Annotated in this window: 12 protein-coding genes; all 12 read left to right on the top strand. The window is 68.9% G+C overall.

All coding sequences use genetic code 11. The features are described 5' to 3' along the window. Positions 1–11 precede the first annotated feature (11 nt). From LC490_RS11165 to LC490_RS11110, 12 genes are read left to right on the top strand one after another with little or no spacing between them, the layout of a single operon-like run. Positions 12–2,324 (top strand): baseplate J/gp47 family protein, encoded by a 2,313-nt coding sequence (locus tag LC490_RS11165; protein ID WP_223620215.1) that lies wholly within the window; start codon positions 12–14, stop codon positions 2,322–2,324. Beyond that, positions 2,324–5,389: a phage tail protein gene (locus LC490_RS11160; RefSeq protein WP_223620214.1), complete on the top strand. Its 3,066-nt coding sequence runs from the start codon at positions 2,324–2,326 to the stop codon at positions 5,387–5,389. Before LC490_RS11165 ends, LC490_RS11160 begins: the two co-directional genes overlap by 1 nt. Positions 5,390–5,414: 25 nt before the next feature. Then, positions 5,415–6,884 (top strand): hypothetical protein, encoded by a 1,470-nt coding sequence (locus LC490_RS11155; RefSeq protein ID WP_223620213.1) that lies wholly within the window; start codon positions 5,415–5,417, stop codon positions 6,882–6,884. A gap of 7 nt (positions 6,885–6,891) precedes the next feature. After that, positions 6,892–8,247 carry a hypothetical protein gene (locus tag LC490_RS11150; protein WP_031372392.1) on the top strand — a complete coding sequence of 452 codons (1,356 nt, stop codon included), beginning with the start codon at positions 6,892–6,894 and terminating at the stop codon, positions 8,245–8,247. Between the two features lie 21 nt (positions 8,248–8,268). Further along, a complete protein-coding gene (locus LC490_RS11145; protein WP_223620212.1) occupies positions 8,269–9,222 on the top strand; it encodes an IPT/TIG domain-containing protein in 954 nt (317 codons plus the stop codon). Between the two features lie 14 nt (positions 9,223–9,236). Then, positions 9,237–11,738, top strand: coding sequence for a vWA domain-containing protein (locus LC490_RS11140; protein ID WP_223620211.1), 2,502 nt, complete (start codon positions 9,237–9,239; stop codon positions 11,736–11,738). A 24-nt stretch (positions 11,739–11,762) separates the two neighbouring features. Beyond that, on the top strand, positions 11,763–13,829 hold the full coding sequence (locus tag LC490_RS11135) for a hypothetical protein (RefSeq protein WP_223620210.1): 2,067 nt from the start codon (positions 11,763–11,765) through the stop codon (positions 13,827–13,829). A gap of 9 nt (positions 13,830–13,838) precedes the next feature. Further along, entirely contained in the window at positions 13,839–15,908 is a 2,070-nt protein-coding gene (locus LC490_RS11130; RefSeq protein ID WP_223620209.1) for an ATP-binding protein, read from the top strand. Between the two features lie 2 nt (positions 15,909–15,910). After that, positions 15,911–19,042: a hypothetical protein gene (locus LC490_RS11125; protein WP_223620208.1), complete on the top strand. Its 3,132-nt coding sequence runs from the start codon at positions 15,911–15,913 to the stop codon at positions 19,040–19,042. Between the two features lie 27 nt (positions 19,043–19,069). Beyond that, positions 19,070–19,534 carry a DUF6882 domain-containing protein gene (locus tag LC490_RS11120; protein ID WP_223620207.1) on the top strand — a complete coding sequence of 155 codons (465 nt, stop codon included), beginning with the start codon at positions 19,070–19,072 and terminating at the stop codon, positions 19,532–19,534. Next, positions 19,531–22,227 carry a glycosyltransferase gene (locus LC490_RS11115; RefSeq protein WP_223620206.1) on the top strand — a complete coding sequence of 899 codons (2,697 nt, stop codon included), beginning with the start codon at positions 19,531–19,533 and terminating at the stop codon, positions 22,225–22,227. Before LC490_RS11120 ends, LC490_RS11115 begins: the two co-directional genes overlap by 4 nt. After that, on the top strand, positions 22,224–23,654 hold the full coding sequence (locus tag LC490_RS11110; RefSeq protein WP_223620205.1) for a class I SAM-dependent methyltransferase: 1,431 nt from the start codon (positions 22,224–22,226) through the stop codon (positions 23,652–23,654). Before LC490_RS11115 ends, LC490_RS11110 begins: the two co-directional genes overlap by 4 nt. The last annotated feature ends 87 nt before the right edge of the window (positions 23,655–23,741 follow it).

The raw sequence follows: 23,741 nt of genomic DNA, 5'->3' as shown, positions 1-23,741 counted from the left end.
GGCCCGCATCCATGCCGCTGACGCCCCCGCCCATCGACGATCGCCGCTTCGCCCAACTGGTGGAAGACACGCTGGCGCGGGCGAGCGTGCACACGCCGGAGTGGACCAACTTCAACCAGAGCGACCCGGGCGTGACCCTGGTGCAGTTGTTCTCCTTCCTCACAGAGAACCTGCTCTACCGCGCCAACCTGACCCCGGAGCGCAACCGCCTCAAGTTCCTGCAGATGCTGCGCATTCCCCTGGCCAGCGCGAGCGCCGCGCAAGGCCTGGTGGCGATCGCCAACGAGCGCGGCCTGCCCAAGGTCGAAACCTTGCCGGCCGACCTGGAAGTACGCGCCGGCTCGGTACCGTTCCGCACCCAGCTCGGGCTGGACGTGTTGCCGGTCGAGGCGCGCGTCTACTTCAAGCGCCGCCTCGACGATCCCTCGCAGGAACTGCTGGATTACTACCGGCTGCTGTACGCGTCCTATCAACTGCCGTTCCCGTCCGAGGTGCAGCTGTACAAGACCCTGGCGCTGGATCGCAAGGTCGTCGACAGCGTCGACCTCAATGCCGACACCGTCGACCGCTCGTTGTGGATCGCCCTGCTGGCGCGCAAGACCGATGCGCCCGGCGATCCCGAGGACCCGTGGAAGTCGGTGCGCGATGCGCTCGGCGGCCGCACCCTGACCCTCGGCCTGGTGCCGGCGCTGGATGCGGTGAGCGCGCAACTGCTGCCGGCCGGCAACGCGCAAAGCCGGCAGCTGCTGCGCTTCGAATTGCCGAGCGTGCCGGCCGACGGCCGCGTACCGCGCGACGCCAGCGACCGTCCCGCACCGAGCTATCGCCAACTCGAGCCGCGCACCGAAGTCGACCTGCTGTCGGTCCCCGGCGTGGTGCAACTGGCGCTGCCGCCGGCCGCACAACTGAAAGTCTGGCAGGACATCGACCCGCTCGAAGGCGGCGTCGGCGACATGCCGCCGACCCTCGACGACGCGGCTCTGGCCGGACGCGTGATCACCTGGCTGCGCGTGCGCGCCGACGGTGCGGCGCAAGCGCGGATGCGCTGGGCCGGCATCAACGCCACCCCGGTGCGGCAGATCCAGCGTATCGCCGCCGAACCGCTCGCCGACGGCGACGGCCGGCCCGATCAAGTGCGGCGGCTGTCGCGCCGGCCAGTGCTGCGCCATTCGGTCAGCGTGTCGACCCGGGTCGGTGCGGCGGCGGCGCGTCGCTGGAGCGAGATCGACGACCTGGCCGCGGCCGCGCCGGAAGTGCCGGTCTCCGATCCGCGCTCGAGCACGCGCGACCTGGCCTGCGTCGAAACCGGCCCGACCGAGGTGTTCGAGCTCGACCCCGAAGCCGGCGAACTGCGCTTCGGCGATGGCCTGCGCGGGCGCCGCCTGCCGCTCGGTGCGCGCGTATTCGCCGCCTACGAGTTCTGTCTCGGTGCACAGGGCAATGTCGCCGAAGGCAAGATCGACAACGCTCCGCAACTGCCGTCCGGCTTCGTCGTGCTCAACCCGGTGCAGACCTGGGGCGGCGCCGACGCCGAATCGGCCGATACCGGCGAGAAACAGGTGCGCCGGCATCTGCAGCATCGCGACCGCATGGTCAGCATCGACGACTTCGAGTCGGTCGCTTACCGCGCGCCCGGCGTGCAGATCGGCCGCATCGAGGTGTTGCCGGCCTTCCATCCCGACCTGTCGCCGAACGAACCCGGCTCGGCGCCCGGCGTGGTCACCTTGATGGCGATCCCACGCTCCGACCCGACCCAACCCGATGCGCCGCGCGCCGACCGTCTGTTCCTCAACGCGCTGTGCCGCCATCTCGATCCGCGTCGCCTGGTCACCACCGAACTGGTCGTGCGCGGCGCCGAGTACAAGGGCATCTGGATCTCGGTGGGCATCGAAGCCGCAGCCGGTTATGCGATCGCCCAGGTCGTCGACGACGTCAAGCGCCGTCTGCGCGAAGTGCTGGCGCCGATCGGCCCGGCCGGCGCGATGCCGCGCAACGGCGCCTTGTTCACGCCGCGCGGCGCCGACCCGGCACGCGGCTGGCCCTTGCGCACCGCCGTCGCCAGCCGCGTCTTGCTGGCCGAAGTCGCGCGCGTGGCCGGCGTGACCTCGGTCGCCGACGTGCTGCTCGCCGAAGGCGAACTCAGCGCCAGCGACGTGGTCGAGATGAGCGGGCTGGAACTGCCGCGCATCCTCGGTATTTCGGTCGTCGCCGGCGAAGCCATGTCGCTGGATGCCCTGCGCGGTGGCGGCAGCGCCGGCGGCAGCGGTTCGACGGGCTCGACCACGCCGCTGTTGCCGGTGCCGGTCGTGCCGGAGACCTGCTGATGAACGTCAACGGCGCCCGCTTCCAGATGCTGTACGGACGCGACGACTGGGCGCGTTGCACGACCGCCGACTTTGCCGAGGCCACGTTCGCCGAGTCCGCAGCGACGCAGCCACTGGCGTTCTGGTGGGAAGTCTTCGCCAGCCCGATGCCGATCCCTCCAGCGACCCTGCCCGGATGGGACCCGTCGCGCAGCGAGATCACCCTGCAGCCGCAAGCGATCGAACTGCCGGCGACGCTCGGCGAAACGCCGCTGAGCCTGGACGCGCGCCGCCCGGCCGCCGCCGATCGTCACGGCAATGTCTATCGCGTGGCCGACGATGCCGCCTCCCTGCGGGTCGCCTCGACCGAAGGCGGCAGCGAAGCGCCGTTCTGGCCGGCCGACCCAGCCGACTGCGCGCAGACCCGCCGCGAGCGGCGCCTCGCCTTCGAGACTCATCAGGCCGCGCAGGCGCACGCCGCCGACCGCTACCTCGCGGTAGTCGTTACCGAAGACGACTACCTCGTCGCAGCGTTCGCGCGCGGCGACCTGTGCGGCCTGATGAGTTTCGACCTGATCTCCGGCGGGCCGCCGCTGGAAACCAGTTGGCCGGCGGCGGTACCGTTCGAACCCTTCGACCTGTGCCCGCGCCATGGCGGCGGCGCCTGGGTATTGGATCGCGTGCATCGGCGCTTGTGGGAACTCGACTGCACCCTGGCCGTGGTCAACAGCGGGCAGACCGCGCTGCCGTTGAGCGCAGCGGTCGTCGACGACTTCCAACCGCATTCCGGGCCGCTGCGCGAGCAAGCGGCGGTGCAATTCCCCGCCGGCTTGGACCTGGCGGCGCTGAGTCTGCCCGTGCTCGATCCGATCGCGATCGAATCCATCGGTGCGGGCACCGTCTTGCTGCTCGACCGCGACGCGCCCCTGCAACGCTCGCGCGTGGTGCGCTTGCGCCGCGAGGGTTCGGCCTGGTCGGTCGATGCCTCGCAATGGCTCGATGCCCTGCCCGCGCTCGCCCACGACATGGTCTACGCCAGCGGCCTTGGCCATACCCCGGCCTCGGTGGCCGAACTGGCGCCGCCGCGCTTGTTCATCGCCAGCGAAGTCGGCAACCAGGTCCACGCTTTCGAAGTGATCGACAACGACGGGCAGTTCGCCCTGCGCGCGCCGGCCGAGCTGTATCCACTGCGCCGCTACGGCGGCCGCGCCCTGGTCTCGGTTGCGGGCAAGGCCCATTACGACTGCGGCCTGGGCCTGCCGCGCTGGACCCCGGTGGTGCAGCAGCACCGGCAACGCTATGCCGCGCAAGCGGTGTTCGTGACCCCGGTGTTCGACAGCAACGAGCTCGGCACGGTCTGGGACAAGCTGTTGCTCGACGCGGCGATTCCGCCCGACACCGCGATCACCATCGAAAGTCGCGCCGGCGACGAACTCAGCGGTTGGTTCGACGGCGAGCCGCAACCGGCGGCGGATGCGCAAGTCATCGGCAGTTGGCTGCTCGAACCGGTGCCGCGCTTGCGCACGAGCGGCCCGGAGCTGCCCTGGCTGCGTCGCGAAGCCGCACGCGCGACCCGCCGCGAAGCCGGTGCCGGCACCTGGGAGTTGCTGCTGCAGCAAGCCCACGGCCGCTATCTGCAACTGCGCGTGACCCTGGTCGGCCGCAACGGCACCGCCACGCCGCGCCTGCGCGCCCTGCGCGTGTGGTCGCCGCGCTTCTCCTATCCGCAGCGTTTCCTGCCGGCGTTGTACCGCGAAGACAGCGCCAACGGCGATTTCCTCGAACGCTGGCTCGCCAACTGCGAAAGCACCCTGACCCAGATCGAGGACCGCGTCGCCAACGTGCAGTCCCTGTTCGATGCGCGCACGGTGCCGCAGGACGCGCTGGCCTGGCTCGCCGGCTGGTTCGACCTGGCCCTGGACCCGTCCTGGGACGAACGCCGCCACCGCCTGCTGGTCCGCCACGCCATGGATTTCTTCCGTTGGCGCGGCACTGTGCACGGCCTGCGCGTCGCCCTGACCCTGGCCTTCGAGCCGGGCTTCGATGCCGCCATGTTCGACGGCCCCGACCCCGACGACGAAGGCGCCGGCCGCATCCGCATCGTCGAGTCCTATCAAACGCGCCTGATCGAAACCCTGATCGCCGATGCCGCGCTCGGCAGCACCGCGTCCGACGACGGCCTGCGCAACGTGGTGATGCAAAGCTTGTGGACGCCGGCCGAAGGCAATGCCGGCCTGGTCGATCGTTATGCCGCCTGGCTGCAAAGCACGGCATCGGCCTTGCAGCAGATGACGCCGTTCTCGCTGGCACCGCCGCCGAACACCGCCGCGCATCCCGATGCCGCGCAGGAATGGAACGCGTTTTGCTCGGCGCACCTGGGTTTCGTGCCCAGCGTCGGCGCCGCCGAGCGCAGTCGTTGGCAGGGCTTCCTGATGTCGCGCTACGGCAGCCTGCCAGCCTTGAACCTCGCGCACGCCAGCGCCTACGCGCAGGTCTCGCAGATCCTGCTGCCGGGTGCGCCGTCCGCGCGCGAAGCCGCCAGCCAGGATTGGCAGGAGTTCTGCGCGCGCAGCGACGGTGCGCGCGAACGCAAGCTGTGGCACGACTTCCTGGCCCGGCGCTATCGCCGCATCGAGCGCCTGCGCAGTGCGCACCTCGCCGCCTGGCCCGAGTTCGAACAGGTGCCATTACCCGATCGCCTGCCGGCGAGCCTGGCTGCGCAGACCGACTGGCTGCAGTTCGAGCGCCAGTTGCTGGCGATGCATCGCACTGCGCACCGCTTCTCGGTGTTGCTGCCGGTGGCGAGCGTAATCGCCGACCCCTACCTCCTCGACGAACGCCTCGCACTCGCGCGGCGCATCGTCGAACTGGAAAAACCCGCGCACACCGTGTTCGACGTGCGCTTCTACTGGGCCTTCAACCGCGTCGGCGAGGCGCGGCTCGGGCTCGACACACAGTTGGGTGCCGGCAGCCGCGCAAGCGAGCTGATCCCCGATGCCGTGGTGGGCCGCGCCTACCTCGGAGCCAGCTTCGTCGGCGGTGCGCCGCGCCATCAAGGGCGCGACCGGCTGTCGCTCGAATGCTGAGCCGCCAAGTCTCAAGGAGCGAATCATGGGCTGCTGCAACGAACCGGTGACCACGCTGACGGGCCTGCCCGCAGACCCCACGCAGCATGTCAATTACGAGCGCGGCATGGTGCTCGGCGTGGACGACTTCACCCAGGAGTTCGCCTATCTGGCCGGACGCGACCAATGGCTGGCGCGCGACGCCGTCGGCTACGGCACGCTGAGCGGGCTGCGCATCCAATTCGAGAACGACGGCAGCGACGGACCGCGCCTGCACGTCGCCGCCGGTTCGGCACTGGTACCCAGCGGCAAGCTGGTGTGCGTGCCGGCCGATCAGTGCGCGGTGCTCAACCGCTGGCTGGCCAAGCCCGATAACGCCGCGCTGGTGAACCGGATGCTCGACCCCGGCTCGCCGCCGTTGTCGCCACCGCTCTCGCCGCCGCTGTCCCCGCCCGCGGTCGGCGCGGGCGAGATCTCGCTGTACCTGACCCTGTGCTACGCCGACTGCAAGACCCGGCCGGTGCCGATCCCCGGCGAGCCGTGCCGGTCCGAAGACGAGTTGATGAAACCCTCGCGCGTCGCCGACGACTTCCGCCTGGAACTGCGCCAGCACGCGCCGGCCCAGGTCGAAGAAGACGCCTTGCGCGATTTCGTGCGCTGGCTGCGCCGCAACGTCAGCGTGTTCGACAGCAGTCCGCCGCAGATCGCCGATCCCGACGCCTGGCTCGAGGCGATGCGCGGCGCCGTGCAGCCCTGGCTCGATGCGCAATCGATGTCGCCGCCGCTGTCGCCGCCGGCCTCGTTCGCAACCCTCGGCGATTATCTGTTCGATCTCGGCTCGCCGCGGCTCAGCCTTGCGCGCGAGCAACAATGCGAGTTTCTGCGCACCGCGTTCCGCTTCTGGGTCACCGAACTGCGGCCGCTGTGGATGGCCATGCGCTGCCATCGCCCGCAATACCCGGACGGCGATTGCGTGCTGCTGGCGCGGATCAGTTTCGAGGTGGTCTGGGTCGGCGGTTCGCCGAGCGGCGCCTGGCAGGTCGACGGCAGCCCGGCCAGCCTGCGCATCGACGAAAGCGCGCGGCCCTTCCTCGCCCATCTGCGCCTGCTGCAGGAATGGGCGCTGTGCGGCTGCGATTGCGCCGGCACCGGCGACGCCGCCGGGGCGGCGTTCGACGGGCCGATGCCGCTGGAGTTCGACGCGCCGATGGCGATCTCGCCGATGCAGGTGCCGATCCAATTCTCCGACCAGGACCTGGCGCTCGACGACAGCCAGTACCTGGTGATCGGCCGCAGCGCCGCCAAGCTCGCCCTGACCTTGCCGGCCTCGGTGCCGATGACCGCGGGGCGCACTTACGTGATCAAGAACCTCGACGTCGGCGCCTTGACCGTGTTCGCCGACACCCTGGTCGGCGACGGCATCGACGGCCTGCCCGAGTTCTCGGTCAAGAAGAAAAAGGCCGTCACCCTGGTCGCCGACGGCGCCGGGCAATGGCATTCGATCGGGACCGCATGAGGCCGCCATGAGCACTCTCGACAACGTCCTGCAGCTGCAACAACCCGTCAAAGAAGGCGGCATCCGCACCGTCAACTTCTTCAACGGGCGCCTGCTCACCAGCAAGGACCTGACCCGCGAGCAAGTCGCACGCCGCGAGGCCGACGCCCGGCTCGGGCTGGCGCTCGGCGACGGCGTCGCCTTCGGCCTGGAAGCCGCACGCGATGCCGACCTCGACCAGCCCAGCGCACCGGTGTTGCGGGTGCGCGCCGGGCTGGCGGTCAATCGCGCCGGCCAGACTCTGTGCCTGACCGCCGACACCAGCGTCGCCCTGACCCGGCGTTTCGATGCCGGCGAGGCCGCGGCCTGCGACTGCGTGTTCGCCAACTGCAATCCGCTCGCCGACGGTGTCTACGTCGCCGGCGCCGGCGTCTACGTGCTGACCATCGCGCCGGCGCAGACCAGCGAAGGTCGCGCCCCCACTAACGGTTTGGACCCGAGCAACGTGCGCTGCAACACCGACACCACCGTCGACGGCGTGCAGTTTCGGTTGCTTGCGCTGAATCCATTGCGCTTCGCCGACCTCGACCCGTCCTCGTCGCAGTTCCGCAATCGCCTGGCGTATCGCTGCTTCGGCATCGAGGCGCGCGACGCCAACGCGCTCGATCCTTGGCAGAGCGACCCGCCGAACTACGGTCTGGTCGACGAACTGCGCGACAGCGCGCTCAGCGACTGCGACGTGCCGATCGCCCTGGTCTACTGGACCAGCGCCGGCTTGAACTTCGTCGACACCTGGGCGGTGCGGCGGCGCCTGCTCGAACCCGATGCCTTGTCGGGCTATGCCTTCCAGCGCAACCCGCTCGACCCGGCCGAACTGTCCTCGTTCGCGTTCCAGGCGCGCGTCCGCCGCCTGGTCGAAACCCATGCGATGTGCGCGCAGTTCCAGCAGCACCTGGCCGATCTGCTCGCCGCATCGGCGGCGCCCTCGGCCTTGATCGCGACCCAGTATTTCCGCTACCTGCCGCCGTTCGGGATCGTGCCGCTGCACAGTCTGTCGCTGCGCGGTTTTTCCGACACCACTTTCTTCACCGGCATCGTGCGCCGGCCCGCGCCGGGTTCCGGGCAGAGCACGCCCTTCATCGACGCGCGCCAGCTCGGCGCCCTGCAGGCGCAAGCGCTGGCCTCCACGCCGACCGACGTGAACCAGAAGGAATTCGTCTGGGTGTATCGCCCCTGGCAGAACGTCAAAGCCTCGCGCGAAGGCGAGCCGGTGCAACCGATGCTGGTCTTCGCAAGCGGACAACTCCCCGACATCGCGGTCGCGCGGTTCGACATGGCGCGCCTGGACTACAGCAACCTGGCCGGTTGCTGCGGCGCCCCATAGCCAGCACTCAGGAGAACTTCCATGGCACTTCCCTCACAGGTACAGCCCGGCGATGTGATGTCATCGGACCTGATCAACGCGATCCTGGATGCGCTCGCCCAATTGCAGGGCGGCCCCGGCGGCGGCACGCAGACGGTGCCGAACCTGTTCGGCTCGCTGCTCAGCGAGGCCCGCGCGATCCTGCTGCAACCCGGGCGCCAGCTCACCCTCGGCTTCACCCTCGATGTCGCCGGCGCGGCGGTCGATCCGCTCGCCGCGGCCAACGCCAACCTGGTGGTGCTCAACCAGAGCCCGCCGGCGCAGATGCGCGTGGCGCCGGGCACACCGATCAACCTGGTAGTGTCGCGCGCCGCCGGCAGCGTGCCGAATCCGGGCAATCAGCCGCCGACCATCTCGCGCACCGAAACCGTCAGCGGCGTGGCCTCGACCAGCTTCGCGGTGAACACGCCGCTGGCCATCGTCGGCACCAACTTCAGCGCCACCGCGGCGCAGAACACGGTGACCTTCAACAACGTGCCCGCGGCCTCGGTCAACCCCGACCCGGTCGACCCGACCCGACGCCTGCTCGTGGTGGTGCCGGCCGGCATTCCCGGCGCGCCCGCAACCGGCGGCGCACCGCCCCTGCCCGGCGTCACCATCCGCATCGTCACGCCGAACGGCACGCCGGCGACGACTCAGATCACCGTCACCGCACCGGTGCCGGCGCAGCCGACGATCAGCAACGTCGCCCCGGCGGCGCAGCTCGAAGGCAACAACATCACCATCACCGGCACCAATTTCACCGCGGCGGCGCAGGTGCGCATACGCGGCACCACCGCGGCGATCGTCAGCGCCAATGCGACCACCATCGTCGCCACCGTGCCCAACTTCCCCGACATCCCGCAAGGCCCCGTGGTTGCGGCGACCGTGATCGTCTCGGTCCCCGGCTTCAGCGACATCGCATACACCGGCACCTTCAACGTAGTGGGCGCCTGAACCAGGAGAGTTCCATGACACGCATGACACGTCATATGCGTTTTCCCCGCGCCGGGTCTTGGTTGCTCGGCGGACTGTTGGCGATAGGCTCATCCGCCGCGTGGGCCCAGACCCTGACCTTGCAGGTGCCTTCGCGCGGGCCCAGCCCGCCGACCATGCAGACGGCCATGTCGGCGATCGAGTTCGATGCCGCTTCGATCGGCGGCGGATCGACGATCTCCGTCGACGGCACCAGCATCGCGGTCGCCGACGCCGGTTGCGCCGGCGTGGCCTGCAAGGCGGTCGGGGTCAGCCCGACCGGCGACATCGCCACGGTGACCCGCATCAGCGGCACTCAGCGCGCCCGTCTCGACATCAGCTACAAGAGCGTGTTCCCGGGTAATTTCTGCGCGCCGACCATCACCCCGGCCGGCTTGTCGATCACCTTGGAACTGACCGGTTTCACCTTCGGCGCCGGCAGGGGCTATCGCATTACCAGCTTCATGGCGCCTTCGGATGCGTCCTGCGACATCGCCTATGTGCGCGTACCGACCAGCCGGCCTTCGATCTCCGGCGCCGGTGCCGATTATCTGGGACGCCTGCCACTGAATATCGTGCTGGTGATCGACAAGTCGCCGAGCATGGACTGGGTGATTCCCGGTTCGCCGGACAAACGCTGGGATCGAATGAAGTCCTCGGTGCAATTGTTCGCCTCGGTCTGGGATGCGGTCGGCGCGCCGCCACCGCCGGCGACGATCTCCTCCGAAGGCCATGCCGACGATAGGCTCGGCATGGTCCTGTTCGGCGGCACCGCGGTCGAATCGCCGCTCGACGGCCTCAACTTCTTCAAGCAGCGCGGCGCGATCGCCGCGCCGTGGGCCGTGCCCGTCGCGGCCGGCCTGGCCGACGACACCTACATCGGCGGCACCTCGATCGGTGCCGGCACCACGATGGGGCGCGCCCGTCTGGTTCCGGTCGAACAACTGGTCGGCGATACCGCGGTCGTGCTGTTCACCGACGGCGAGCAGAACAACCCGCCGTGCATCTCGCGCCAGGGCGAGGTGTTGGCGCCGGTCGAGAAGCCCTATCCCGGCAAGCCGCCGGGCACGACCTATCTGGACAAATGCGCGGTCGCCGCGGCGATGCCGAGCAGCGCGCTGCTGACCTTGAACGGCGGCATCCTGGCTCGCGACGTGCTGCCGCGCGGCCCGATCTTCACTATCGGCCTCGGCGAAGGCGGCATGGCCGCGAGCGCGGAACTGCTCGACGAAATCTCCGGCGAAACCGCCGGCCGTTCGGCGTTCCCGAACAACGGCGTGGCGATGGACAACAGCTTCGTCGACAACCTGGTGACTCACCTCAAGGGCGGCACGGTGTCGCTGTTGGATCGCACGCTCGGCGATCTGGCCGCCGGCACGCCGGCGTCGACGCCGTTCAACTTCATCGTCGACCCCTCGCTGACCCGCGTCACCTTCGTGTTGAGCTGGGAGGGCAGCGCCCGTGAAGCGGGGCTGGAGATCCGCCGCCCCGACGGCACCATGACCACCGCCATCCAGAATGCCGCCGGGCCGAGCTTCCGCGTCGCCAGCGTCAACATTCCCCAGGCCGGCCCGGCCGGCGACTGGAAGGTGACAGTGCGGCAATTCGGCACCGCCGGCCTGAAGTACCAGTTGTCGGCCTACGGCGTGGAAAGCCGCCTGGGCGCGCGCGTCACCGAAACCCCGCGCCTCGGCACCGCCAGCCCGATCGGCGTCGTCGCCGAAGTCGGCTGGGAGCACGGCCCGCTCGCCGACCTGCCGGCCGGCGCGATCCGCGCCATCATCGAGCGTCCCGGCGCCAACCTCGGCACCTTGTTGCACGACGCCGGCGCCCAGCCGATCGACGGCGAGATCCGCAACGACACCTCGCCGCTGTCGATGAAACTCGACCAGCTGATCCGCACCACCGGCCTGCTGGACAAGATCGAACCCAAGCCGGTCGGCGAAGCGATCGAACTCAAGCATGTCGGCAACGGCCGCTACGAAGGCAAGTTCGACGCCACCAACGTCGGCGGCCGCTACCGCATCCGCATCGAGTACGACTGGAACGACCCGCGCACCGGCACGATCCGCCGCCGCGACCTCGCCGAACGCCAGGTGCCGGTGATCCCGACCGCGAAGGACTCGGCGGTGCGGGTGCAGCGCGAGCCGCGCAGCGCCGATGCGGTGATCGTGATCACGCCGCGCGACAAGTTCGGCAACTACGTCGGCCCCGGCCATGAAGGCGGCTTCAACGTCAAGATCGACGCCGGCACGATCGCCGGCGCGCCGACCGACAACGGCCTCACCGGCGAGTACACGATCAAGGTGGGCGGGCTCGCCCCGGGCGACGACCCCAAGGTCAGCATCGTGTTCGCCGACCAGGTGCTGCGCGACGGTCCGCTGTCGAGCTTGGGTACCGGCACCGAACCGCCTTCGCACGAGCCGTGGTGGAAGCGCTGGTGGTGGCTGATCCTGCTCTTGCTGCTGGTGTTGTGGCTGCTGTTGCGGCGCAAGTAAACGCCGCCCTCCGCCGAGGCCCGCATGCTCCGACTGGACTCGCGATGCGATCCGAACCAACTGCGCAGCGTCAGGCTGCGCAGCGCGGAGCGCGACACGCTGCGGGCCCGGCAGGGCCTGGAGCGGGCCTTGGCTGCGGTCGACTGGAGCCTGAGCGAACTGCCGCCGAACGCACTGTTGCTGGTACGCAAGCTGCAGACCATGTCTCACTCCATGGCGGCCTTCGGCCCGCGCGTGGCGCAAGCCCTGCGCGAGCAGCAACGCTACGCGAAACGCCCCTGGCGCGACGACGGCGCAGCGAGCGCCGACGCGGTCTGGTTCGACGAAGGCGAACTGGCCGCCTGCCTGATCCGCGATTGGCTGCGCGGTCACGTCTCGCAGCGTTGGTGGTGGCGCACCGTGCTGGGCCGGGCCGCGGTCGACGAGTGGCTGCGCGAGCAGGTGCTCGGCCGCGGCCAACACGTGGCGGCCACGCTGAATCTGCTGGCGCCGAACGGCGACGCCGCGGCCTGGCTGTCGCGCTTGCACGACGGCGATGCGAGGCGCGCATTGACGGCGCTGGCACGGGATTACGACGCGCCGCTCGCCCTGGCCTTCGCTGCCGCGCCCGAGACGGCGAAGACGGCAACAATCCAAACGAGCGTCGCTTCGGGTTCGTACGAGGCGCCGCATCGTCCGCATGGAGCCGGTTCCGGCGTTCGTTCCGAGCCAGACGCAAGCAGACGCACGTCGCCATCGCGTCGCGACGACACCCGCCTGCTCGCGGCACTACCCGAACTACGCAACGAAGCATTGCGGCCGACGACGCTGCGCCTGCTCGCATTCGCCCTGGCGGTAGTGCGCGAACCGGGCTGGCTGCGCAGCGCGTCCTTCGCCGATGCGGTAACGAGGTGGACGCAATCGTGCACGGCGGTGGCGCCGACAAAGTCGTTGTTGCCGCCGCCGGCCTCAGCACCCGCGTCGAATTGGCAACCCGGCAACACGACCCCGCTCGTCGCGCCGACGGCTACGGGCGAAACGATCGCATCGCCCGTGCACGCCATCCAATCCGCGGCCGCGAACGCCGCGCGCATCGTATCGGAAGCACCGACACCGCCTATGTTCGATTCATCGGCACGACCGAACAGTGAACCGGCAGCCAAGCGCGGCAAACGCAAGCCGTCGCCAGCGCCGATTGCAGCGCAATCCGGGGCCGGTACCGACCGACCGGCCTGCGTGATGGCCAGTAAGTCGGCGGCGAGTGCTGCGCTCGAACCTGCGACCGCCACGGAGCCTGTTCGAGTCGAGGCCGCCACCGATGTCGAACCGGCGCCACCCGAGAGCACGCCGCAGACCGCCTTCAACGCCGGCGGCGTGCAGATCGACAGCGACTACGGCGGCCTGCTGTACCTGCTCAACGCGGCCTTGGCGCTGGAGTTGTACGGCGATTTCAGCATGCCGCGTGCGCGCGGCCTGGCCCTGTCGCCATGGAACTGGCTGGCGCTGATCGGCGAAGCCTGGTTCGGCGCGGAATTTCGCCGCGACCCACTGTGGCGGCTGTTGGCCGATCTGGCCGGCCGCAAACCGCAGCAAGCGCCCGCATACGACTTTGTCGCACCGCTCGACTGGGCCATCGACGAGGCTTGGCTGCAGCCCTGGGATGCGGCCGAAACAGTCGCCTACCACGCCGGTACACGACGCTTGCGGCTGTGGCATCCACAGGGCTTCGTGCTCGCCGATCTGCCGCGGGCCGCATCGACTCCGGCCGTGCAGGCCGCCGACTGGTGCACGCAACGCACTGCCTTGCACGAGACCAGGCTCGTTCGCATGCCGCAGGCACCGACGCCTTCGCCACGCCAACGCAACCGCCGCTGGCTGCATTACCTGCTCACTTACCTGGAAGCGCGCCTGGCCCGCGCCCTCGCCGTCGACGACGGCGATATTCCCACTCTGGTCTGTCGCCACCGGGCGCAATTGCATTGCAATCTGGTCGACGTCGAGGTGCGTCTGTCTTTGGACGCGCTGCCCTTGTGTCTGCGCCTGGCCGGGCTCGACCGCGACCCCGGCTGGATTCCGGCCGCCGGCCGCAGCATCCGTTTCCGCTTCGTCTGAGGGCCGCGCATGAACGCCTTCCTCGCTCCGAGCGTCATCGCCTTCGCCGAAACGCCGTTCACCGCGCCCGCACACCTCAAGCTGGCGCTGTACGGAGTGATCGCGAGCATCGCCGAGGCCTGCACCGACGGCGACATCGACGACGCCGTGCAGGCCTACCCCTTCCTTGCCGACTACCTCGAAGAGATCGAGCGCGAAGTCGCCGCCGGCGCCTGCTTGTCGGCACGCTGGCGAGCCGCATTGGCCGAATGGGAAGGCCGCGCCGAAGCGCAAGCGCAGCGCTTGCCCTTGTCGGCCCTGCGCCGCGCCGGCTTGAACCCGCTCGACGTCGAGCTGCTGCTGGCAATCGGCCTGATCGAAGAGGACCCGCGTTTCGGCCTGGTGTTCGAGCAGGCACAGCGGCGCGACAACCGGCCGAGCTTCGGCCTGTTGATGGCCTGGTGGCGCGATCGCGGCGACGGCGACGACCGCATCGATCAGGTACGCAAGTCGCTGCAAAGCCTGATCGAACACGGCCTGGTGCAGTTGTCCAATCCGGAAGCGCCGCGCCCGGACTGGACCCCGAGCGTGACCCTGGCGGTGTGGGACGGCCTGCGCGGCGAATTGAGTTCGACCCGCTGGCTGCGCCATATCGCCCACGCGCAACTGCCGCAGTTGAGCGATTACGTCTTCCCTCTCGCCGGACTCGATGGCCAGGCCATCCTCGACGCCCTGCGCACCGGCGCGAGCGCACCGGCGCTGTTGATCCGCGGCCCGATCCACAACGGCCGCAAGACCCTCGCCGGCGCACTCGCCCACACCCTCGGCAAGGACCTGCTGATCGCCAGCGAGGCGGTGTTCGAAGACGAAACGCGCTGGCGTCTGTTCGGCACCCTGGCGGCGATGCTCGACGCGCTGCCCGTGGTCGAAGCCGATTCCTCGCCCGGCGAGACCCGGCGCCTGGCGCCGCTGCCGCTGGTCGACACGCCCTTGTTCGTGGTCACCGGCCGTCACGGCGCCTGGGCCTGCGAAGACCGCCGGCCGATGCTCGACATCGAACTGCCGCTGCCCGGCCCCGCGCAACGGCAACGCCATTGGTCGGCGTGCCTGCCCGAGCAATCGGCCGAGACCCTGGCCGACCTGTCCGGGCGCATGCGTTTGTCCAGCGGCCACGTGCGCCAGGTCGCGGCGGCGGCAAACGCGTTCGCACGCCTCGCCCAACGCGAGCGCCCGCAACACGACGACCTGCGCCGCGCCTGCCGCAGCCTGCAGACCGCACGCCTGGAAACCCTGGCCACGCGCCTGCAGGCAGCCGGCTCGCTCGACGACCTGATCGTCGACGACGCCACCCGCGAAGAGATCGACGCGCTGGCGACGCGCTGCCGCTGGCGCGAACCGCTGGCGAGCGGTTCGGCCGAGGTCGCGATGCACGGGGTCGGCGTGCGGGCCCTGTTCGCCGGCTCCAGCGGCACCGGCAAGACCCTGGCCGCGCGCCTGCTGGCGGCCGAGCTCGGCAAGGACGTCTATCGCATCGACCTGTCGGCGACGGTCAACAAATACCTCGGCGAAACCGAGAAGAACCTCGATCATGCCTTGAGCGCAGCCGAAGAACTCGACGTGGTGCTGCTGCTCGACGAAGGCGATGCGCTGATGGCCAACCGCACCGAGGTCGGCTCCTCGCACGACCGCTACGCCAACCTCGAAACCAATTTCCTGCTGCAACGCATCGAGTCCTTCGAAGGCATCCTGGTGGTCACCAGCAACGCCGCCGACCGCATCGACCGCGCCTTCGCCCGGCGCATGGACGTGGTGGTGAACTTCCGCGCCCCCGATGCCTGGCGACGCTACGAGATCCTGCGCCTGCACCTGGCCGGCGACGGCTGCGACGAAGGCTGGCTGCAGGACGCCGCCAGCCGCTGCGCCCTCAGCGGAGGCCAATGGCGCAACGTGGTCATGCACGCGCGCCTGCTCGCTCTGCAGAGCGGCAACGCCATCGCCGCGGTGCACCTGCAGGCGGCGCTGACCCGCGAATACCGCAAGATCGGTGCGAACTGCCCGATGCGTGCGCTCGATCCGCCACGCGGCGGCCCCGGACACTGACGATGGCCGTCGCGCGCGTCGCCAAACGGGCCAACCCGCGCAACGACCCGCGCTACAAGCGCGTGGTCGACAAACTCAACGCCGACAGCCGCAAGCTCAAGCAACACCCGCCGCCGTCGCGCAAGTCCGACGAATCCGGCAAGGCCGCCAAGGGCCCGGCCAACGAGAAAGCCGCCGGCGCGCGCGCCAAGCAGGTCGACCAACTCGAAGAGGCCGAGACGCCGAAACCGGAGACCGCCAGTTTCCTGTCGATACTGCGCGCCGAAATCGCCAAGGTCATGCCCAAGACGCTCGGCGACACCGAGAAGTTCATGAAGGGCGGCTCGGGCAACGAGATCAAGGGCTCGCTCAAAGGCGAAGTCGGCAACCAGAAACAGGCCGCCACCGGCGACCTGCAGCAGACCTCGAACGCACCGCCGTCGGAAGCCGGCGTCCCGGCCAAGCCGGTCACGCCGATTCCGCCCGAGCCCGGCGTGCCGCCGCCGCAGGTCGACGCCGCCGCGGCGATGCCGGCGCCGAAACCCGCCGCCGAGATTTCGCTGGAAGAAAGCAAGACCGAAGTCGCCGATGCCAAGAAGGCGACCAAGCAGACCGACACTCGCCTGAAGAACGCCAGCGACCCGCGCTTCTCGGCGGTGATGACCGCCGAGAAAGCGGTGCAGAAGGATTCGGATGCCGGCCCCGGCAAGTACCGCGGCAAGGAAGGCGCGACCCTGGCCAAGGCCGCCGGCCAGGCCAAGGCGGTCGCCGGCAAGGGCGTCAGCAGCCTGCTCTCGGTCAAGGGCGGCAGCAAGACCAAGGTGCTGTCGAAGCAGGAACAGCAGAAGGCACGCGAAGAGCTGGAACTGAGCAAGTTCAGCAACTTCGTCGTCGCCACCTTCAACACCGCCAAGGCCGCGGTCGACAAGCGCCTGGAGAACCTGGAGACCTCGGTCAACACGATCTTCGACCAGGGCACCGACGCCGCGCTGGCGCGCATGAAGAGCTACGTCGAAGACGCCCTGTTCGACTACAAACTCAAACGCTATCTGTTGATGCCGGGCGGCTCGCTGCTGTGGATCAAGGACCAGATCCTCGACCTGCCGCCGGAGGTCAACCGCTTCTACGAGGCCGGGCGCAATCTGTTCACCGCGGCGATGGACGCGCTGGCGGTCAAGGTCGCCAACCTGGTCGAACGCGAATTGGCCGCGGCCAAGAACGACGTCGCCCAGGCCCAGGCCAAGATCGCCACCGCGCAAGCGGCGCTGTCGCCCGGCGTGCGCGCCCGCGGCGCCCAGCTCACCGCCGAATACGCCGAAAAATTCAACGAACTCAAGTCCGGCATCGAGGACAAGAAGCAGGCGCTGGCCGAAGGCCTGGCGCAGAAGTACAAGGAAGCCTTCGACAAGGCCGACGAAGCGCTCAAGGCGATCCAGGATTCCAACAAGGGCCTGGTCACCCAGGCCAAGGAGAAGATCGCCGAAGTCGCCAAGGCGCTGATGGAGTTCAAGGACAAGCTGATGGGCATCCTGCGCAAGGGCGCGGACACCATCGACCTGATCCTCGACAACCCCGGCGGCTTCCTGTCCAACCTGATCGCCGCGGTCAAGGGCGGCTTCTCGGCCTTCGCCGGCAACATCCTCGGCCACCTCAAGCGCGGCTTCATCAAGTGGCTGTTCGGCGCATTGGCCGGTACCGGCATCGAGATACCGAGCGACCTGACGGTGGTGTCGATCCTGAAGATGGTGCTCGGCGTGTTGGGCATCACCTACGACCGCATGCGCGCCAAGGCGGTCAAGCTGCTCGGCCCGACCGCGGTGGCGGTGATCGAGAAGCTGGTGAGCTATCTGCAGACCCTGATCGGCGGCGGCCCGGCCGCGCTGTGGGAGCAGATCAAGGGCGACCTGTCCAACCTCAAGGACATGGTGATCGGCGCGATTCAGGACTGGATCGTCACCACCATCGTCAAGAAGGCGGTGGCCAAGGTCGTGTCGATGTTCAACCCGGCCGGCGCGATCATCCAGGCGATCATGATGATCGTCAACGTGGTGATGTTCGTGGTCGAGCGCGCCGCGCAGATCATGGAATTCGTCGAGTCGGTCATCAACTCGATCCATGCCATCGCCACCGGCTCGATCGGCGGCGCGATCAGCAAGGTCGAACAGGCCCTGGGCAACGCCGTGCCGATCCTGATCGGCTTCCTCGCCGCGCTGATCGGCCTGGGCGGCATCAGCGCCAAGATCAAGGGTTTCATCACCAAGGTCCAGACCAAGGTCGACCAGGCCATCGACAAGGCCATCAAGAAGGCGGTCGCCTACATCAAGAAGCTGTTCGGGAAGTTGACCGGGAAGAGCGACACCCCCGAGCAGAAACAAAAGCGTCTGGACGAGGGATCGGCGGCGGCGCTGGCCGCGGTCAACAAGTACTCCGGCAAAAAGGTCGGCATGATCGTGCTCAAGCCCTTGCTGTTCGCGGTCAAGGTCCGTTATCGCTTGACCACGCTGGAACCGGTCAAGCAAGGCGACAAGTGGGCGATCCGCGCCGAGGTCAATCCGGTCAAGATCACTCAGACCAACGTGCTCGTCGGGCCGACGGTCACCGAAGTGGAGATCGGCTACGAATCGCATTGGCCGTTGGACGAATTCACTTCCAAGGCCAACGCGATCAAGCGTGCGGCTGAAGGCAAGACCGCTAACCAAGCCCAGACTCTTGGGTTCGAAGCCGGCAGCACGACCAAGCAGAAGTCGACCAAGCCGCTGCGCCAGGGCGGACAGGACCGATTCCGCAGCGAAATTCATGCCGCGATCGACAAAATTCCGGTACCAGCCGACAAGGCTGCCGCGCGCGTGCTAATGACCCAGTTGCAAGCCGACCACCAGCAGGAACTGCAGATGGGAGGTACCGACACCGCTGAGAACATGGCCATGATCGAAAATCGCATGAACTCGCAGCTCGGCGCGATGTTCCGCGGTCAGCTCAAGAATCTCGCTCCCGACACCAAGCTCGATAAGGTCGTCGTCGAGACCGCGACCGGCACCGCGCCAGCCGCGGCGCATCGCCCCAGCGGCGCGGCAGCGGCATTGCAGACCATGTTGCTCCAGTACGCGGCCAAGATCGGTTCGCCAGCGACCATACGTAGCTGGTTCAAGCTTTGATATCAAATCACCACAGGAATCGAGAGCATGAACGCAGACGAGTATGAAACCTGGGTCGAGACGGCACGCGAACAAACCCGGCAACGCATGGCCGAGGCGCAGATGCGCTACGGTCTGGGGACGTTCAAGCGCTATCAGATCGACCTGCCCACCGCGACGATACGTTTCTATGATGAGAGCGGCGCCGAGCGAGTCTGCGCCGACATCCAGGTCGCGGGCAGCTGGGCGCCGGAAGCGGAGTCGTGGCTGTGGGGTTGGGACAATGAGTCGGTGCCTGCCTCGGCCTCGGCCCAACTCGCCGCGGTACGGGATCGCGGCATACGCGAGGATATCGAGCAACTGCGCGAGTCCTTCGCGCCTTGCGACGAGGCCGAAGCGTGGTCGATGGCCTCCCTGGCCGCCAACGTGCTCGATGCGCAATGCGTGTATCGGGCCCCCGGAGCCAAGAACAAACTGTTCCTGTTGCTGATGGCGATACACCCGCGTCAATGAACGCTCTGTCCGCCTATCGCGGCGCTCGCTCCGGCGCGGACCTCGTCGTCTGCGGCTGCGGCCCTTCCCTGTTGCAGTTGCCTCAGCCGCAGCGCTTCGTGACCATCGGCGTCAACGACGTCGGCCGCTTGTTCGACCCGACCTATCTGGTCGTGCTGAACCCGCGCCAGCAGTTCAAGCTCGACCGCTTCCGCTACGTCGAGCAATCCAATGCGCAGGCGCTGTTCACCCAGATCGAGCTCGGGCGGGTGCGGCCGCCGGTGGTGCGCTTCAAACTCGGCCAGTACGCCGGCACCGAAGCGGGCGCCGACGACGCGCTGCACTACACCCAGAACTCGCCTTATGTCGCGGTCTGCCTGGCCGCCTACATGGGCGCACGGCGGATCGGCCTGATCGGGGTCGACTTCACCGACGATCACTTCTTCGCCTCCACCGGCCGCCATGCCCTCGCCGCCCGGCTCAAGGAAATCGACGGCCAGTACGGCAAGTTGGCAGCCGCACTCGGCCGACGCGGCGTCGAGTTGCTCAACCTCAGCGCGATCAGCCGCCTGAATTCGCTGCCGCGAGCGCGGATCGACGCTTCCGGCGAATGGCTGCGCGACCCCGCCACCCTGCACCGCCTGCCCACGCCGGTGCCCACACCGGCCTCGGTGCGGGCATCTACGCCGACAACCGCAAGATCCCGCGCGCCCGCAAGGAGCTCCGCCATGAAAGTCGCGATCGAAAAACGTACCCCCGGCCTGGTCGGCGATCTGTTCGAGACCCTTGCCGTCTCGGTCGCCGCGCTTGGTCATACGGTCAGTCGCGACCCGCGTGCGACCGCGCGCAATCCGCGCGTGCTGTCGATCGTCTGGAACGGCCGCGGCCATAGCCTGCTGGGCCCGACGCTGTACTGCGAACACGGTTGGCTGCCGCGCGCCGACTACCAGATCAGCCCGCGCGGCATCAACGCCGATTCGCATGCCGCGCCCTTCGTCTGGGACGGCCAGCGCCTGAGCGCCGAGCAGGACGCCGCCCTCGACCTGCGCCTGGCCGCGATCAAGTCGACCGGTTTCAGCGGCTACTACCAGTACATGCAGGCCAATCGCGAACACCGCATCGAGCTGCCGGCGCAGTTCCTGCTGGTGCCGCTGCAGATCGAGTCGGACACCAACATCATCCGCCACGCGCCCTCGTCGCTGCGGACCATGCAGGCCCTGATCGATCACGTTAGCCGCCTCGACCCGCCGTGGCCGGTGATTTTCAAGCAGCACCCGGCCGACGCACGCACCCGCAACCGCCATCTGCGCCTGCAACTGCGCCGCAAACAGGACCTGCTGTGGCCGCAGACCCGCGGCAATATCCACGAGATGCTGCGCAGCGGCGCTTGCCGCGGCATCCTCACTCTCAACAGCAACGTCGCCCACGACGGCCTGCTCTGGGACGTGCCGGCGATCGTGCTGGGCCGCAACGTCTGGCCGCGCAGCGGCGCGGTGAAGCCGTTCCTGACCGAGGCGCCGCGCGATTGGGCGCTGCTCGCCGAAAGCGCGGCCAGCGCCGAAGGCATCACCTGCCGCCGCGCCTATGCGCAGCATCTGATCGCCCACCAATGCAGCCTGGGCGAGGCCGCCGACCCGCAGCGCGTCGCCGGTCTGCTCGAACTCGCCCTGCGCGAACGGCCGCTGGCGCCGACCGGCACGGTGATTCCGCGCGTCCTGCCGCGTACCGCCGTGCGCAAAGCCGCGCCGATGCCGGCGCCGTCGTTGCCGACCCTCAACGTGGTCGCCGAGAACAAGGGCTGGCTGTTCGAGCACTGGAAGCAGGCGCTCGCCGCGGCCGCGCCGCCCGGTTACCGCGTCGCCGCCACCCAGAAACCGCTGCCCCAGGCCGAGGCCTGGATCTTCCTGCGCGCCCGCGAAGCCGCACGCAGCCCCGATCCGATGCGCAGCGTGGTGCAGTTGCACGACATGAGCGGTGCCGAGGCGTACCGGCGCGGCGGCGCGCGTGCCGACGTCGCCCGCTGCAGCGGTCTCGTCCTCGCCCATCCCGATCAGCAAGCGATCCTGGCCGCGAGCGGCATCGACCTGTCGAAGCGACAGTGGATCGTGCGGCCAGTCGGCTGGAGCGAGGCCGCGCCGGCGCCGCCTAACGAGGACGCGGTGCCGGTACTGGCCTGGGTCGGCCGGCCGGCGAACCAGCAAGGCTGCGACGCCAGCGGCCTTGCCGACTTCATCGCCGCCGTACAACGGGCCAAGTCGCCGATGCGCATCGCCCTGGTCGGCGAACGTCTCGATGCCGCCGCCGCGAGCCTGCGCCGCGCCGGCATCGATTGCGCGGTCATGGGTCTCTCGCAATGCCCGCTGTCGCGCTGCGGCGAATGGATCGGGCGCTGCGACGGCGTGGTCGTAACCAGCGCCAGCGACTGCGGCCCCTGGCCCTTGTTCGATGCGGTGCGCGCTGGCGTGCCGGTGGTCGCCACCCGGGTCGGCTGGGCCGAGCAGTTGCTCGGCGACGGCCGTTGCGGCCATCTCGTCGACGACATCGATACGATGGCCGCGGCGATCGATGCGGTGCTCGGGCAACGCAGCCATTGGCGAGAGCGACGCCTGGCCTTGCCGCCGCAATGCCCCGAGTTCGGCATGGCCGCCTGGGTGGAAGCCAATCTACGGCTGGCGGTCGCGCTCGCGACCGGCGGCGAGCGAGCCGTGGCATGAAGACCCATCCGCTCCGCACCGTCGTCGCGCCGCCTAAACCGAAGCCGAAATCGGCACCGAACCCGGCACCGAGCCCGCTTGCGCGCGCCAAGCCCCGCAAGGCCGGCAAGAAGAAAGGCCCGCCGCCGCCATGGCTGGCCGACCAGGCTTTGAATCTGCTGCTGGCGCAGTACGAATTCGACAGCGTGCTGGATGTCGGCTGTGGCGACGGCCTGCAGGCGCGTCACCTCGCCAAGCACGGCAAGCGCGTCACCACGATCTCGTTCGAGTCCTACGGCGCCCATCGCCCGGACTTCGTCGGCGACTTCGAGGACTTCGCCAGCGACGAGCGCTACGACCTGGTCTGGTGCTCGCATGCGCTCGAACACCAGGCTAACGTCGGCCTGTTCCTGCAACGCCTGGTGAGTTTCGTCGCGCCAGGTGGCTTGCTCGCCATTACCGTACCGCCGGCACGGCCCTACATCGTCGGCGGCCACCTGACGGTGTGGAACGCCGGGCTGCTGCTGTACAACCTGATCGTCGCCGGCATCGATTGCCGCGAGGCCCGGCTCAAGGTCTACGGCTACAACATCTCGTTGATCGTGCGGGTGCGCAAGGCCGAGTTGCCCGCGCTGCGCCACGATATCGGCGACATCGAACGCCTCGCACCGTTCTTCCCGATGCCGGTGCAACAGGGTTTCGACGGCCGCATCGAAGAGATCAACTGGGAGCGGCCGCGTGGCGCCGCCATCGCGAGCATCGATCGCGGCGCGCATGCGGCGGCGAAGGCCGCTCCGGCGATGCTGGCAGCGGCCCCGGTGATCGATGCCGGCGCCGCGCTCGACATCGCCGCGTTTCGCGCCTTGCCGGTGCCGCATAAAAGCGACCTTGACAATCTGCTCGCTGTGACCCGGGCGCACTGCCCGAGCGGTCATGTGATGGAGTTCGGCGTGTTCCGGGGGCGTTCGCTCAGCGCCCTCGCCAACGCCCTGCCCGAACGCAGCGTGCACGGCTTCGACACCTTCAGCGGTTTGCCGATCCCCTGGCAACGCAGCGCCGACAGTGTCTATCCGGCCGGCCATTTCGATACCGGTAGCCTGCCCGAGGTGCCGGCGAATGCGCGGTTGTGGCGCGGCGAATTCGGCGCCAGCCTGCCCGCCTGGCTGGCCGCGCATCCCGGCCCCGCGGCGCTGCTGCACATCGACTGCGATCTGTACGAGTCCACCGTCACCGTGTTGACCTTGATGGACGAACGCATCGTGCCCGGCACGGTGTTGGTGTTCGACGAGTTGTGCGACTGGAACGAATCCGGCGTGTACCCGGCCTGGCGCGAGGGCGAATGGCGGGCGCTGCGCGAATGGCTGCAACGCCGTCCGCGCCGGCTGCGGCTGTTGGCGCGCGGGCCGAAGTTCTCCGCCGCGATCCAGGTGCTCGCCGCGCCCTCCTGAGCATCCGACCGACGCGGCGACGCCCGCGAGCCGCGTCCGCGATCACGGAACGCGGCATTGAATACGATTGCAGCCGTTCCGGAGCAG

This window comes from Lysobacter sp. ESA13C, assembly GCF_019970005.1.
Lineage (GTDB): Bacteria > Pseudomonadota > Gammaproteobacteria > Xanthomonadales > Xanthomonadaceae > Lysobacter > Lysobacter antibioticus_B.
The sequence above is the reverse complement of the archived record's forward strand: the minus strand, read 5'-3'. Positions and strand labels throughout refer to the sequence as shown.